The sequence below is a fragment of the uncultured Gordonia sp. genome, assembly GCF_937858515.1.
Taxonomy (GTDB): Bacteria; Actinomycetota; Actinomycetes; order Mycobacteriales; family Mycobacteriaceae; genus Gordonia.
On record NZ_CALLZT010000089.1, the window covers coordinates 1 to 14,982 of the forward strand.

10 protein-coding genes are annotated in these 14,982 nt (G+C 68.4%); 2 read left to right on the forward strand and 8 right to left on the reverse strand.

The window, feature by feature from the left end; translation table 11 throughout:
• The 4 genes from Q0627_RS07890 to Q0627_RS07905 all read right to left on the reverse strand — a co-directional run.
• Positions 1-1,211 (reverse strand): AAA family ATPase (locus Q0627_RS07890; RefSeq protein WP_298808876.1); only part of this gene is annotated, 1,211 nt, incomplete at its 3' end.
• Positions 1,208-4,603, reverse strand: a complete 3,396-nt coding sequence (locus Q0627_RS07895; RefSeq protein ID WP_291015205.1) for a UvrD-helicase domain-containing protein — start codon at positions 4,601-4,603, stop codon at positions 1,208-1,210. The genes Q0627_RS07895 and Q0627_RS07890, both read right to left, overlap by 4 nt.
• Positions 4,600-8,166, reverse strand: a complete 3,567-nt coding sequence (gene recC, locus Q0627_RS07900; RefSeq protein ID WP_298808879.1) for an exodeoxyribonuclease V subunit gamma — start codon at positions 8,164-8,166, stop codon at positions 4,600-4,602. The genes Q0627_RS07895 and recC overlap by 4 nt, the downstream gene beginning before the upstream one ends.
• Positions 8,167-8,190: 24 nt before the next feature.
• The gene (locus Q0627_RS07905) at positions 8,191-8,742 is read right to left on the reverse strand and encodes a thioesterase family protein (RefSeq protein ID WP_298808881.1); all 552 of its coding nucleotides are present in this window, start codon (positions 8,740-8,742) and stop codon (positions 8,191-8,193) included.
• Positions 8,743-8,945: 203 nt separating this feature from the next.
• Between Q0627_RS07905 and Q0627_RS07910 the strand changes: the two genes are divergently transcribed.
• Both Q0627_RS07910 and Q0627_RS07915 read left to right on the forward strand, forming a co-directional pair.
• Positions 8,946-9,608: a GNAT family N-acetyltransferase gene (locus tag Q0627_RS07910; RefSeq protein ID WP_291015211.1), complete on the forward strand. Its 663-nt coding sequence runs from the start codon at positions 8,946-8,948 to the stop codon at positions 9,606-9,608.
• A gap of 106 nt (positions 9,609-9,714) precedes the next feature.
• Positions 9,715-11,130, forward strand: a complete 1,416-nt coding sequence (locus Q0627_RS07915; protein ID WP_291015213.1) for an NAD(P)/FAD-dependent oxidoreductase — start codon at positions 9,715-9,717, stop codon at positions 11,128-11,130.
• Between the two features lies 1 nt (position 11,131).
• On the opposite strand, the gene Q0627_RS07920 is transcribed toward Q0627_RS07915, so the two are convergent.
• The 4 genes from Q0627_RS07920 to Q0627_RS07935 are packed head-to-tail and all read right to left on the reverse strand — an operon-like array spanning position 11,132 to position 14,968.
• Positions 11,132-11,842: an urease accessory protein UreD gene (locus tag Q0627_RS07920; protein WP_298808884.1), complete on the reverse strand. Its 711-nt coding sequence runs from the start codon at positions 11,840-11,842 to the stop codon at positions 11,132-11,134.
• A complete protein-coding gene (gene ureG, locus Q0627_RS07925) occupies positions 11,832-12,530 on the reverse strand; it encodes an urease accessory protein UreG (RefSeq protein WP_298808885.1) in 699 nt (232 codons plus the stop codon). Before ureG ends, Q0627_RS07920 begins: the two co-directional genes overlap by 11 nt.
• A gap of 48 nt (positions 12,531-12,578) precedes the next feature.
• The gene (locus tag Q0627_RS07930; protein WP_298808887.1) at positions 12,579-13,199 is read right to left on the reverse strand and encodes an urease accessory protein UreF; all 621 of its coding nucleotides are present in this window, start codon (positions 13,197-13,199) and stop codon (positions 12,579-12,581) included.
• A 50-nt stretch (positions 13,200-13,249) separates the two neighbouring features.
• A complete protein-coding gene (locus Q0627_RS07935; RefSeq protein WP_298808889.1) occupies positions 13,250-14,968 on the reverse strand; it encodes an urease subunit alpha in 1,719 nt (572 codons plus the stop codon).
• Positions 14,969-14,982 lie beyond the last annotated feature (14 nt).

The window sequence follows — 14,982 nt, forward strand, 5'->3', positions numbered from 1 at the left end:
GTGTCATCGACCACCGCGTCGGGGTCCGTGTCATCGACCACCGCGTCGGGGTCCGTGTCATCGACCACCGCGTCGGGGTCCGGGGGCCCGCCGGCGTCGTCGGACACGCGCATACCGGCCAGGGTGGCCGCCTCGGCGGCCCGCACCCGCGCGTCGGCGGTCGTGGTGGCAGCCCCCGCTTCGACCCTGTCAACGAGATCGGCGAGAACGGCACCGGCGTCGACGGATTCGAGCTGATGCGGATCGCCGACAAAGATGATCCGGGCGTCGGGGCGGATCGCGTCGAGCACGTAGCTCATCGCCGTCATCGACAGCATCGACGTCTCGTCCACCACCACGACGTCGTGGGGCAAGGTGTTGGTCCGGTTGTACCGCGGGTTGGCACCCGGCCGCCACGACAGCAACGAGTGGACGGTGACCGCGCGGATAGGAGTGGCATCGCGACGGTAGGAGGCGACCGACGACTCCAACTGTGCGGCGGCGCGGCCCGTCGGCGCACACAGTCCTATCCGCAGACGATGCTCGGCGAGATGTTCGAGGGTCGCGAGAATCCTTGCGACGGTGAAGGTTTTGCCGGTTCCCGGACCACCGGCCAGGACGGTGATCCAGCGGCCCGCCGCGACGAAACCGGCCAGTCGTTGCCGTGCGTCGACCGTCGCGACATCATCTGAGGAACCATCCGCATCCGCGGCGCCAGGTTCGCCGAAAGCGCGATACACGGCCTCCCGCAACGCATCCGGGTCGACCTCGGGGGCGCGTGCGGCGCGGTCGTCGAGCACCGACCGGATGACGTGTTCCTGGCGAAAGTACTTGTGCAGGTACAGCAGCGGACCGTCGTCGGAGTCGGCCAGCACCAGTGGACGCAACGGTCCGGTGCCGGCACCGGCCACCAGCGGGCACCTCGCCAGCGCGTCGGCAAGAGCCTGAGCCGACGGCACGCGCACGTCCTCGGGGGCAGACCCGGCAATCGATTCTGTGACGCCGTCCAGCGCCAGGCAGGTCGACCCCTGCCGCACCGCCCGCACGACCAGCGCCACACCGAGTTTGGCGTCATCGGTAATCCGTTCCCCCGACAATCTGCCCAGCCGGTCGACGACGTGCAGATCGGCGGCCGAGAGCACACCGGCCCGGTTCCACGGTTCGAGCACCGGATCGGCACCGAACACCAGGTCGTCGGCGAACCGGTCCTGCCCGGCGGTACCGTCGGTCATCGGGCAACCTCCGCGGCGCCGGCGATCAGTTCGGATCCGGCGATCAGATCGGACAGGGCCACAACCAACTCCACCGGGATCTCCCATTCGAACACTCCGCATCCAGGGGGTGTTTCCGGTCCGATCATGGCGCGCACGAAATGATACTGCGCCGGGGCAAGGTGTGTCCGCGGCTCGTACCCGGGCAGCCGCCAGCGCAGAAACCTGTGCAGCGCAACCGAATAGATCAGTGCCTGCAGCGGATAGTGATTGGCCATCATCTCGGCGGCCATGGCCTCGGCAGTGAAATCCTCGGCCAGCAGATCACCCGGCCGCAGCCGGTTGGTCTTGTAGTCGACGATCGTGAACCGGCCGTCGGGCCGGCGCAGCACCGAATCGATACTGCCGGTGAGGAATCCGCGATAGGTCTGAGCGGGCAGCTCCCGCAGGTGAGCCGAGTACCCGGCCAACAGATCAGCCGCCGGAAGGTGCCGATCGAGCAAGTCGGCGACCACGGCCACCGTGAAGCCGCCATCCGCGCCGTCCTCGCCGCCGAGCGGGAACTCGAAGTCGAGCTCGGAGAGCCGGTCTCGCGGCGGAATCGACCACAGGTCACCGAAACCCAGCGGCGTCGTCAGCACTCCGACGATCGCCCGGGTCAGGACGTCGATGTCGATGTCGGCGGCCCCCACCGATTCGGCGACCAGCTCGCGTACGTGTGCGTCGATGTCGGGGGCGGACGTGTCGACGTATTCCAAGGCCTCGTGCACGACGGTGCCGAACGCCGCACCGAACGGCAGGCCGTTCATCAGCGACGCCGTGGGCGAGTCACCGACCGCCACCGGCTCGGCGACCGGATCGGTGGCCTGCCCCGAATCGTCGTCGGTGTGCACGCGCATGTCCCCCGGCATGTCACCGTCGGGTTCGCTGCCGGCGGTGACCGGTGACGCCGCGCCATGGGCCCCGGCCGTGATCGCGGAATAGGATGTGCGGCGCCAGGTTTGGTCGATCTCGCGGGTGAAGGTCGCGGCCGACAGCGCACCGGCAGGCTGATCGCGGGCGGGATCGGTCCACGTGGTGTGCGCCGCGCGGGCAGGTTCGACCGAGATCGCGGTGCCGGCGGCCACGCCACGCAAGATGGCCACCACCGCGCCGTCGTCGGGGACATCGACCGAATCGGGCACCGGCCACGCCTGGGTGCGCGGCCCGGAACCGGCCGTAGGCCCGCCGAAGGTCAGCCGGTGCAGTGGTGCGTTTCGGGTACCGAATGCGGGTGCCCACCACATCACCACCTGCGACTGTGCCCGTGTCGCGGCGACGTACAGCAGCCGCAATTCCTCGGCGACCGTTTCGGCCTGTGCCTGCGCCCACCGGCGTGCCCGGCCCGGGGCACTCTTGCCTCCGACGTCGAGGCGACGAACGCCGTCCGGATCGTGATACATGATCGTCTTGTCGTCGGGCATGTGGAGGCTGTCCCAGGCGAAGGGCAGGTAGACGATCGGGAATTGCAGTCCTTTGCTGGCGTGCACCGTCATGATCTGTACCGCCTGCGCATCCGATTCGAGACGACGGGTCTGATCCTCGGTGCGGGCGTGTGAGACGACGTCGGCGACCCGATCGGTCAACCACTCGGTGAGTTCGCTGATGCCCCAGCCCTGATCCATCACCTGTCTGTTGCAGATCGCCGCGACCTGCAACAGATCGGTCATCGCGCGTTCGCCGTGCGGGGCCGCGAGCACCCGCGCGGCAACCGCCATCTGGTCGACGATGCACGCGGCCATCGCCGAGAAGCCGGCTTCGACGAACACCCTGCCCCATTCGGCGATGTGCGCTGCCAACGCCGAGATCCGCTGGTCGTCGGCGTCGGCGAGATCGGCCGCCGACCAGCCGATGAGCGAAGTGGTCGCGGCCAGCCGGACACTGTTGGTGCGGGCGGGCGACTCGATCGCGGTCAGCACCCACAACCAGTGCCGGGCAGCGGCGGTCCGGAACACGCTCGCGCCCGAACCCACGACGGCGGCGATACCGCGTTCGGCGAGCGCACGCCGCAGCGGCTCAACCGTCTTGTTGGTCCGGACCAGCACGGCGATGTCGCCGGGTCGCACCGGACGACTCTCATCGCCGAGGCGCACCGGCGATGAGAGCAGGGCGGCGATGTCGTCGGCGGCATCCTCGATCACCCGGGGCCGGATGTAGTCGACGGACGGGAATCCGCTGTCGCCGAACACGGTGAAGTCGGCGCGGACCAGTGCACGGATCCGCAGCGGCGCCGCGCCGTGCAATCGGCTGCCCGGGCGGGCGGCGCCGACCGCACGCGCGACGATCTCCGGGTGGCCGAGCTGTGCACCTCCGTAGATTCGGGCGAGCGCGGCCACCAGGTCACCGTCGGAGCGGTGATTGGTATCCAGTGCCAGCCGCTGATCGGCGGACCGGACCGCGGACAGATAGCTCAGGACCTCGGCGCCGCGAAAGCCGTAGATCGACTGCTTGGGATCGCCCACCAGCACCAGCGGCCGATGACCGTGAAAACAGCGCCGCACGATCTCCCACTGCTGAGGGTCGGTGTCCTGGAACTCATCGATGAGCACCACCCCGAACTGCTCACGGATACGCGCGCATGCCTGCGCGCCGACGTCCTTGTCGCACACGATCCGGTAGAGGATGGCCTGCAGATCGTCGTAGGTGCGGACCCGCGAGGCCCGTTTGCGCCGTTCGACGATTGTCCGGAGCTTGCGGGTGAATCGCACCCGGCGAAGCACGGCCTGCGCTGCCGGGGAGCCGGGATCGGCCAGTTCGGACTCGTCCGGGGACAGTTCGGCCGCGGGATTGCGCATCGCATCGCGGGCGATGTCCTCGGCAGCGCCGAAACCGAATTCGGGGCTGTCTGCGTCTTTGAAACCATCCATGTACAGGTCGCGTGCGGCCTCGGCGACCATCTCGTCGACGTCCTCGACGATGGCGGCCACCAGGTCCCGTTCCCCGAGAAAGCCCAACGCTTCCAGCATCCGGTTGCAGAAGGTGTGGGTCGTGGCAATGGTGGATGCGTCGAAGTCCGACAGTGCCCGCTGCAGGTTGTCGCGCCGCCCGGCCACCTGCGCCGGATCGCCCGAGGCGAGGAACCGCTCAAGCGGGTCCGGTGAGCGCAATGCCGACGCGGGGTCGGCGAGTGCGACGCACAGTCCGCGCACCCGTTCCCGCATCCGCTCGCGCAGTTCGGCGCTGGCCGCGCGGCTGAAAGTCACCAGCAGGACCTCGTCGATCGCCGTACCCTCGGCGATATGACGGGCCGCGAGGCCGACGATGGCGTACGTCTTGCCGGTACCGGCGCTCGCCTCCAGCACTGTGGTGCCCGGCGGCAGTGGTGCGGTGATGTCGAACGACCGGGGTCCGCCGGCACCGGTTGTTCTGCTCATGCGTCCACCTCGTGGTTCAGCAACGGAATCCACAGCTTCCGGGCGAGTGCGCAGAACACGGCTCCGGCGTCATCACCGAGATCGGGATCCGGTTCCAGACCTACTGCACCCCAATCGATGTCGTCGCGATCGCCGATTCGGTCGATGAGCAGGTCATCGAAGTCGACGGTCGCCGACACATCCCCGCCGAAGGCCATCCGCACGAACCGGTTCCACGACTCGCCGTATTCGTGCCCGAACGATCGCCGCGCGGCCGACAGCCCCACCAGCCCGCCGGAACGGCGGCCGGACTCGACGAACTCGGCGGCCAGGTCCGCGGTGACCGGCAGGATCTTCCGCAGTCCCAGATCACGCACCGCGACAAGCTCTTCCAGAATCGGTACCGGATCGTCGGGAACACCGAACCGGGACAGGGCAACCCCTCCGGTCCTGCTCCTGCGGCGGCCGACCACCACCGCCGAGGTGACCGACGGCGCCGCGGAGCCGGAACCGACCGTCGGCGCCGCGGCGAGGGCGAGCAGACCGATCCAGGCGGCCAACCGCTGTTTGGGGCGGAGTTTGGAAAATGTTGCGGTGACGATGTTCTCACCGAACACGTCGGCTATCGTGCCGTGGATGCGTCTGCCATCGGCGAGCGGGACCAGCACATCGGCAGTCCTGTGGCCGCCGTCGCCGGTCGCGTGCCGACGCAACGGGACCACCGCGTCGTGCACGTCGGTGACCGCGTCCGAAATCGTGCGCAGTTGCCGGGAACCGAACATCCTGGGCGGCAACGTACCCCGGCGCAGCTCCGCGGCCTGACAGTCCAGCAACGATGCACCGTCGAGCATGCGCCGAAGCAGCCTGTCGCCGACACCCCACTCGTCGAGTCCGCCCAGGGTGATGTCCAGCTCGTCCGCGTGCGCCTGCTCCTCCTGCGGAATCCAGATCTGCAAGCGCTGCCGGAAGAATGCCTCGATCGGCGAGATGTGGAAGGCGATCAGATCGGCCAGGTCGATGTCCCGGGCACCTGTCGCGACGGGCTCGTGCGTGGGCTCGGCAAAGACGCACCGTGCCGGGACTGCCACGGCGTGCTCACCATGCGCTGATCGCAGGGCACGCGCCCCGTCGAGCAACGAGGTGTCGTGACTGAACGGACCTGCGATACCGCGCACCGCGGCGTCGGTGAAATTGCGGGAATCGAAGGCGTGCAGGGTATGCCGGCGCACCACACCCGCACCTGCGGCCGGGCCGTCGGCGCCGGTGAGAGTATCCAGGGTATCGACCAGTTCGCTGACGACGACTGCCGGCGGGATCGCGCGACCGGTGATCGGATCCGCACCGGTGAAGTACACGTGCAGAGTCTCGGTCGCCGCCCAGATGGCGTCCAGAAAGGCCTGCCTGTCCTCGTCGCGCGGATGACGTTCCCCGACCAGCGGCCGGGTTCCGCAGACATCGTCGCCGTCGATGCGGGTGGCACGCGGGAAGGTATCGGCGTCGATGCCGAGCAGGATGATCACCCGGTGCGGAACCGAACGCATCGGCACCATCGAACACACCGTGAGTTCGCCGGTACGGAAGTTCGAGCGCCCGGCACGGCTGACCAGCAGCCCCGACATCAGGTCACGCACATCGGCCAGACGCAACTCGCATGAAGTCGCAGCGAGCGCACCGTGTTCGGCGGGAGCATCGTCGAGAACCCTGCCGATGGTTCGCAGCGCCGCGGTGGTGGTCCAGTCCTCGCCGGGGACCGCGGCGGTCAGGGCACGCACGCCGTCGGCGAGGATAGTTGCCCAGCGCGCCGGGGTTGCAGACGAATCCATCTGCGACAGAACATGATCAAGCCTGTTGACGAATTCGGCGAACCGGCCGAACAGGTCGATGGCGGTACTTTCGACGGCGTCGAGCGGCAGCGCCGCACCCAGCCACTGCCCGTCGGTCTCGTCGGCCACGGCCCCGAGCGCGATCCGGTCCAGACCCGCGGCGAAGGTGCCCTGCGCGAACGCCCCCATACTGAATCGCTGTCGTTCCCGGACCCCCAAACCCCAACGAATACCGCTGCGGCCCAACCACTCCCGGATGGTGTCCAGGTCGGAGTCGGCGAAACCGAACCGGACCCGCACGGGTTCGGCTGACGCGAGGTCGAGAACCTCGCTCGCGGTGACCCTGCCCGCGGCCAGCGCCACGACGTGCGCGATCACCTCCAACACCGGATTGACCTGCCGCACACCACGATCGGCCATACGCACCCGCAGGGAGAACGCCGGATGGCCGAGCCCGGACTGGCCGAAGGCACCGCGGATCAGCGGGCTGAAGGTCTCCACGTCGGGGCACATGATCAGCACATCGCGCGGTTGCAGGGTGGGGTCGGCCGAGAACAGGTGCAGCAACCGGTCGCGAAGGACTTCCACCTGTCGCTGCGGACCGTGACACGAGTGCACCTCGACGGTGCCGTCGTCTGCGGCGCTGCCCGGATGCGGGCGATCCTCGCGCAGCCCCGCCTGCAGGGTGTGGAGAAGGGACTCGCGCGGGCCGTCGGCCGTCGCGTGGTGCAGGTCGCGGTCGGCGAGTCCTGCGAGCCGCTCCTGCAACTCGCCGACATCGCGGGCCAGACTGGCCAGCAATGGATGCCGTGGCACGCACCGTTTCCACTGTCCGCGCGGCACCGGCGGCGTGAGCAGTCGCGGAGCGCCCGCGGTGCGCAGTGACGACGGACCACGCTCCCACAGCACCGGACTCGGATGTGCGAGGTACAGGTGCACGTCGTGATGTTCGGCGGCGGCGGCGAGAACCCGGCGCAGCGACTCGGAGATGCGCGTGGGCCCGAACACCGACAACCGTGCGGGCAGGTCGCCTGCCTGCGGATCCTCGCGCAGACGGGCACACACCTGGTCCAGATACTCGACCGGATGCGGCACCCCGATCTCGGCGCGCACCGCGCGGAAGAAGCCGGGCTGCCAGATCATACCCTTGGCGACCGGTTCGCCGGTGCCGTCGAGGTCGGTACCGCCGGCAGTAGGCCCGGCGGCCCATGCGGCGAGCATGGCCGGCCGGGCCGTCGCGTAGCGGGTGAACAGGTCGGCGATCTGTCGCGCGGTGGCGTACCTGCGGCCCTGTCGGTACTCGGCATCGGCGAGAGCCTGCGCACCGCCGGGCCCACTGCGACCGTCGCGCCCGGTCGTGTGCGCTCCGACGTGCCGGGCGATGACCCGGAACGCGTCGTCGTCGACACTCGCGTCGAGAACACGCAGCACCGGCCAGACCAACCGGCCCGGACGCCACGGATCGTCCACCCGACCGGTGCCGGTCAGGGTGAACGACGACCCCGAATGGACCGCCGCCACGATCCGATCGGCCAGGTCGGCCGGCGACGGGAAATCGATGTTCGCGCAGATCCCGTCGCTGGTGGAACCGGTGCCGAGTCGGCGGGCCAGATGCTGCTGCAACCAGCGCTCCACGCCGCGTGCGGGCACACTGACGATCTCGGGCGCGAACGGATCGGCCGGTGCAGTCGGTGCCGACAGGACGCCGGCGAGCACGTCGGCCAGTACATCGGTGCGTTCGGCGCGGTGGACGATCAGCATCGGTGTCGGTTCCCCCTGCCGCCGCTAGATGCTCTGCAGATCCGGCATCGGACCACGCCAGTTCCCGAATATGGCCTTCACCTCGTCCGACAACGGCAGCGACGCCCCGGTTGACCGCTCGATGCCGACCAGAACCGTGCGCGCGATCGCACACAGCTCCCCATCGGCCGAGTACAGCCGGCACCCGATGGTGACCGACTTGCCGCCGATACGGCCGACCGAGACGACCACCCGCACCGGGGCGAAGCTGTACATCAGTGGTGCGCGGAACTCGATGTCCTGACGGGCCACCACCGTGACCGGACGCCGCAGACCGCTGTCGTTGCGGAACCAGGTGGCCAGCGCCCGGATGCGGGACTCCTCGAAGATCCGGGCGATCACCACATTGTTGACGTGGTTGTTCAGATCCACGTCGCCCCAGCGCAGCGACACCGGAATGTCGATCCCGCCGTCGGGTGCCCGACGGATAACGACCCGTTCCTCACTGACGATCTCACCGCCGGGGCCACCGTCGGTGGGCTCGGTCTCTTCGATCTGCGAATCACCGTCTACCTGTGAAGGGCTGTTCTCGCGCACACGGCAAACCCTAACGGCTCGGTGCGACCTTGCGGCCCGCCGGTCGTACCGTCACCCCTTCATCGTCTCCGTGACGCGAGATACACCCGAACGCACCCACAGGTGCGCGCGCGGAGACGTAGACTCACCCGGAGGCTGCCACGGGCGGCGTGCTGACGCGGGTTCGAGCTGCGGAGAGCAGGACTCGGCGAAGGGGGCCACCGGTGATCATCGAGACCCCGCGCACCCGCCTGCTCCCGGTTTGCGCTGCCGACGTCGATGACCTGGTGCTTCTCGACAGCGACCCCGAGGTGATGCGCTACGTCAGCGGTGGCGCGCCCACCCCGCGCGGCGAGATCGTTGATTGGGTTCTGCCACGCGCGCAGTCGCACCTGCGGTCCTCCCGCGGCGGACTGTGGGTGGCCCGTCAGCGCGAAAGCGATCACTTCGTCGGCTGGGTGTCCTTGCGGCACCCCGGGCACAGCCGGCAGTCCGAACTGGAACTGAGCTACCGGCTGGGGCGGCGATGGTGGGGATCGGGCCTGGCCACCGAATCCTCCGGCGCGCTCATCACGATGGCTTTCCGGACGCTGGGTACCCAGCGGGTGTTCGCGACGACCACCGCCGCGAACGTCGGTTCGCGGCGGGTGATGGAAAAGCTCGGCATGTGTCTGACCTGGGTGGCGATGCCCGACGACTGCGCCGACCCCGACCTCGCGGACGTCGAATACGAACTCTCCCGTGCCCAGTGGGAACTCGGGCAGGCACCGACGGTCCGGTTTCGCCGCATCGCCACAGGTCACAGCACCAAGGATGCGGTATCCGGTGGCCGTCACCGCCGCGCTGCCACCACCGAGTTTCCCTTCATCGCGACCGAAGCCGGATAAGCGGCTACCGTAACGACTGTGCGAGTCGGTACCTCCCGCCTCGCACACAGGGCACACGTGTGCCCGTCACGACCGCCATGCACCACCTGACAGGAGTCGTCCACATATGAGCCGCCCGCATATCGTCATCATCGGTTCGGGATTCGGCGGACTGTTCGCTGCCCAGCGCCTGCGCAAGGCCGATGTCGACATCACGCTGATCGCCCGCACCACCCATCACCTGTTCCAGCCGATGCTCTATCAGGTGGCCACCGGCATCGTCTCCGAGGGCGAGATCGCGCCCGCCACCAGGGTCATCCTGCGCAAGCAGCGCAACGTCAAGGTCGTGCTCGGCGATGTGACCACGATCGACCTCAAGGCCGGCACCGTCACCTCACGACTGCTCGAGCGCATCACCACGACCCCGTACGACAAGCTCATCATCGCCGCGGGCGCCGACCAGTCCTACTTCGGCAACGATCAGTTCGCCGAGTACGCGCCCGGCATGAAGACGATCGACCACGCGCTCGAGCTTCGCGGCCGCATCCTCGGCGCGTTCGAGCAGGCCGAACTGTCCGACGACCCGGCCGAACGCGAACGCCTGCTGACGTTCGTGGTGGTCGGGGCCGGCCCGACCGGTGTCGAGCTGGCCGGCCAGATCGCCGAGATGGGTGACAAGACCCTCAAGGGCACGTTCCGCAACATCGACCCGACCCAGGCCCGGGTGATCCTGCTCGACGCCGCACCGGCCGTGCTCGGGCCGTTCGGCGACAAGCTCGGCAAGAAGGCCGCGGCACGGCTGGAGAAGATGGGCGTCGAGATCCAGTTGAACGCGATGGTGGTCGATCTCGACTACGACGGCCTCGTCGTCAAGGAGAAGGACGGCTCGACGCGGCGGATCGAATCGCAGTGCAAGGTGTGGTCAGCCGGCGTGCAGGCAAGCCCACTGGGCAAGCAGCTCGCCGAGCAGTCCGGTGTCGAACTCGATCGGGCCGGCCGCGTCAAGGTCGAGCCGGACCTGTCGATTCCCGGGCACCCGAACGTGTTCGTGGTGGGCGACATGATGGCCGTCGACGGTGTGCCGGGTGTGGCACAGGGCGCGATCCAGGGCGGCCGGTACGCGGCCGACGCCATCAAGGCCGAACTGTCCAAGGGCCAGACTCCCGAGCAGCGTAAGCCGTTCAGCTACTACGACAAGGGGTCGATGGCCACCATCTCACGCTTCAGCGCGGTGATGCAGGTACCCATCCCCGGAACCAAGAAGAAGTTCGAGACCGAGGGCTATTTCGCGTGGCTCGGCTGGCTGGCGCTGCATCTGGTGTACCTGGTCGGCTTCCGCAACCGCCTCAACACCCTCATCAACTGGTTCTTCTCCTTCACCACCCGCGGCCGTTCCCAGCTGGCCGTCACCGAACAGCAGGTGTATGCCCGCACCGCCCTGGGTCACCTCAGCGAGATCGAGCATGCGTCGGTCGCCCACGTCGAGGACGAGTTGGCAACGGGCAGCTCGGACAAGACCGAACCCGAATCGGCTGCCGGCTGAATCAGGTGAGGGTCGCGGCGATCTCCCGGGCCGCCGCGACCCGGTCGGCCAGTACCGTCGTCAACGACGGGACGACCCCGAGGCCGGGTGTGCCGGGCGTGGGGACCGTCGCCAGGCGCAGGCGGGCCGCGTATTCCTTGGCCGAGACGGACTCCGGCCGGTCGTCGGGGTAGCTGAACGTCGAGGTCAGCCCACGGTGCCCGCGCCGCAACGTATCCGGGCCGACAACCATCCGGTGCCGCAGCACGGGGTGATCACCGATGTCCACGTGCAACGTCCCCGACCAGCGCCCGCCGACACCGGCATCGGCAGCACCACGGCCCACCTGCACATGTTCGGCGATCAGCACGCGGGCAGCGGGATGTAGTTGCGCGATGGTCGTCGTCGTGTGGTGTGCTCCGCCGGCGACGATGGTCGGTTCCGGATCACACACGAGCTCGCCGCCCTCGTCGACCTCGATAGTCCAATGTGTGCTGGAATCGGGGCGCTGTGCCGACGGCAACGCTATCGTGGCGGCGACCGATCCGAGTTCGAGCCGCGCACCGGCCTCGACGACCACGCGGATACGGATTTCATCACCGCCCAGAGGTGTTGCGGCCGTGGAGATCAAGTGCAGCCGCGCCGGACCGGTACGACGCACGGCGAGCCCACCGGTGGCCGCGGTGTGGATCGACGCATCCGAGCGGGCGACGACCGTGACATCAGTGAACATCAACCGGGGATGCCGCGTATTCGGCGAGTTGGGTGCGCACCCACGCCAGCACCTCGCTCGCCGACGGATCGTCGGTCAGGGAGATCAGCGCCGTCGGGCGACCCTGGCGTACCTTCGCCGAATCCCGGCGCATCACATCGAGATCGGCGTTGACGCGCTCGGCGAGGTCGGTCTTGTTGACCACCAACAGGTCCGAGAACGTGACGCCCGGACCGCCCTTGCGCGGCACCTTGTCGCCGCCGGCGACGTCGATGACGAAGATCTGCACGTCGATCAGTCCGGTCGAGAATGTCGCGGTCAGGTTGTCGCCGCCGGATTCCACCAGGATCAGATCGAGCGGCGGGTTCGCGGCGATCAGGTCGTCGATGGCGTCGAGGTTGGCGGTGATGTCGTCGCGGATCGCGGTGGGCGGGCAGCCGCCGGTCTGCACGGCGGTGATGCGCTCGTCGGGCAGCACGGCGTGCCGGCGCAGGAAGTCGGCGTCCTCGGTGGTGTAGATGTCGTTGGTCACCACCGCCAGCGACAGTTCGTCACGCAGCTCCCGGCACAGCGCGGCCACCAGCGCGGTCTTGCCCGACCCGACGGGTCCGCCCACGCCGATACGCAGCGCCTCGCCCGGTTCGCGATGGCGGCGGGGCCGATCGTGGTCGTGGCTGTGCGGCTCACCGTCGATCAGATGGGGTGGCATGGGTTCTCGCTCCTTGTCGATAGTGCGGCGTGAATAGTGCGGCGGTGGTCACGACATGAAAAGGGGAATCTCGCGACGGGCATGCCGTTCGGCGTAGATGTCGAAGATCGGGTCGGACAGGTCGGCGAGTCCGGTGGTCGCCTCCTCGGCGACCTGCTCGCACAACGGGGACAGTTCGGCGATCGTGACGGCGACGTCGGCGGGATCGAGCGCCAGCAGGCGCTGGCCCGCGGTCGCCGAACCGCTCATCGTCGTGTACACCAGCACCAGCGCCGTCTGCTGCGGTGAGAGTCCCGCCGCCACACCCACCGATCCACTGATCACCGGGAGATGACTCACCGGACTGTGTTCGTGCCAATCATGTTGCGGATACAGCCTTTTGGCCAGCCGCACCATTCCCCTGCCCTGAGCGTACGAGGCCTGCCGGGCGGCGCTCGACGGGGTTCTGGCATCCATTTCGCGTTGGGCGCGTTGAACACTCAGCTTGCCGCCCGCAACCTGAGCAGCTACCGACGCCGCCACTAGCGCGGCCGTTTCGACACGCCGGCGCAGGAAATCAGCCAGGGTGACCACCGAGCGCACATCACCGTCGGCAACTGCCTGCTCGATGCCGCCGGAATGCACGTGACCACCCACCGGCAGCCGGGAATCAGCCAGGCTCAACATCATTGCCAATGGCGCCTGGCCGATCCCGGAAAGCCCTATTGGAACAGCCTTCATCAGAACAAGAAGTACCGTTGCGCCATCGGCAGTTCGGCCACCGGTTCGGCCTCCCACACCTCGCCGTCCACCCGAACGGTGAAGGTGTCCGGGTCGACCTCGATGCGCGGGCAGGCATCGTTGCCGGGCATGTCCGCCTTGCCGACCTTGCGAGTGTTCTTGACCGGCACCAGCTTCCGGTCCACCCCGATTCGGCCGGCGAGATCGGCAGGCGCACCGGGAGCGACGAAACTGATCGACGTTGCGGCCGCCGCCTTGGGTGCGGCGCCGAACATCGGGCGAGGCAGCACCGGCTGCGGGGTGGGAATCGACGCGTTCGCATCCCCCATCGCCGCCCAGGCGATCGCCCCGCCCTTGATCACCAGGTCCGGGCGCACGCCGAAGAAGGCCGGATCCCACAGCACCAGGTCGGCGAGTTTGCCTTCCTCGACCGAGCCGATCTCGTCGTCGAAGCCGTGTGCCACCGCCGGGCAGATTGTGTACTTGGCGACGTACCGCTGGGCGCGCACGTTGTCGGCCCGGCCGTCGCCGGGCAGCGAACCGCGCTTGACCTTCATCACGTGCGCGGTCTGCCAAGTGCGCAGCACTACCTCACCGATCCGGCCCATCGCCTGCGAATCCGAACCGATCATCGAGATCGCCCCCAGATCGTGCAGCAGATCCTCGGCCGCGATCGTCGACGGCCGGATACGACTCTCGGCGAACGCCAGATCCTCGGGAACGGTCGGATTGAGGTGATGGCACACCATCAGCATGTCGAGATGCTCGTCGAGGGTGTTGACGGTGTGCGGCCGGGTCGGATTGGTGGAGGAGGGCAGCACATTGGGGTAGGCGGCGACGGTGATGATGTCGGGTGCGTGGCCGCCACCCGCGCCTTCGGTGTGGTAGGCGTGGATGCCGCGTCCGGCAATCGCCCCGAGCGTGGCCTCCACGAACCCGGCCTCGTTGAGGGTGTCCGAGTGCAGGGCCACCTGAACACCGGTCTCGTCGGCCACTCGCAGGCAGGCATCGATGGCGGCCGGGGTCGAGCCCCAGTCCTCGTGCAGTTTGAAACCCGAAGCACCGGCGCGGATCTGCTCGTGCATAGCCGCGGCGCTGACGGTGTTGCCTTTGCCGAGCAACGCGATGTTCATCGGCCAGTGGTCGGTCGCGGCCAGGATCGACGCCAGATGCCAGGCGCCGGGGGTGACGGTGGTGGCCTTGCTGCCCTCGGCCGGTCCGGTGCCGCCGCCGATCAATGTGGTGATCCCGTTGCCGAGCGCCTCGTCCATGATCTGTGGGCAGATGAAGTGCACATGGCAGTCGATGGCTCCGGCGGTGATGATCTTGCCGTTGCCGGCGATCACCTCGGTCGACGGTCCGATGACCAGCTTCGGATGCACCCCCGTCATCGTGTCGGGATTGCCTGCCTTGCCCAGTGCGACGATCCGTCCGTTCCGGATACCCAGGTCGGCCTTGATGATTCCCCAGTGGTCGAGCACCACCACGCCGGTGATGACGGTGTCGGGGGCGCCGTCGGCGCGCGTGGCGCGGCTCTGCCCCATGGACTCGCGGATCACCTTGCCGCCACCGAACACCGCTTCCTCACCGGCCAGTCCCGGGCCACCGGAGCGGTCCTCGGTGACCTCGATCAGCAGGTCGGTGTCGGCGAGCCTGATCCGGTCGCCGGTGGTGGGCCCGAACAGTTGCGCGTACCGGTCGCGTCCGAGAAGTGCCATGTCAGATCTCCTCG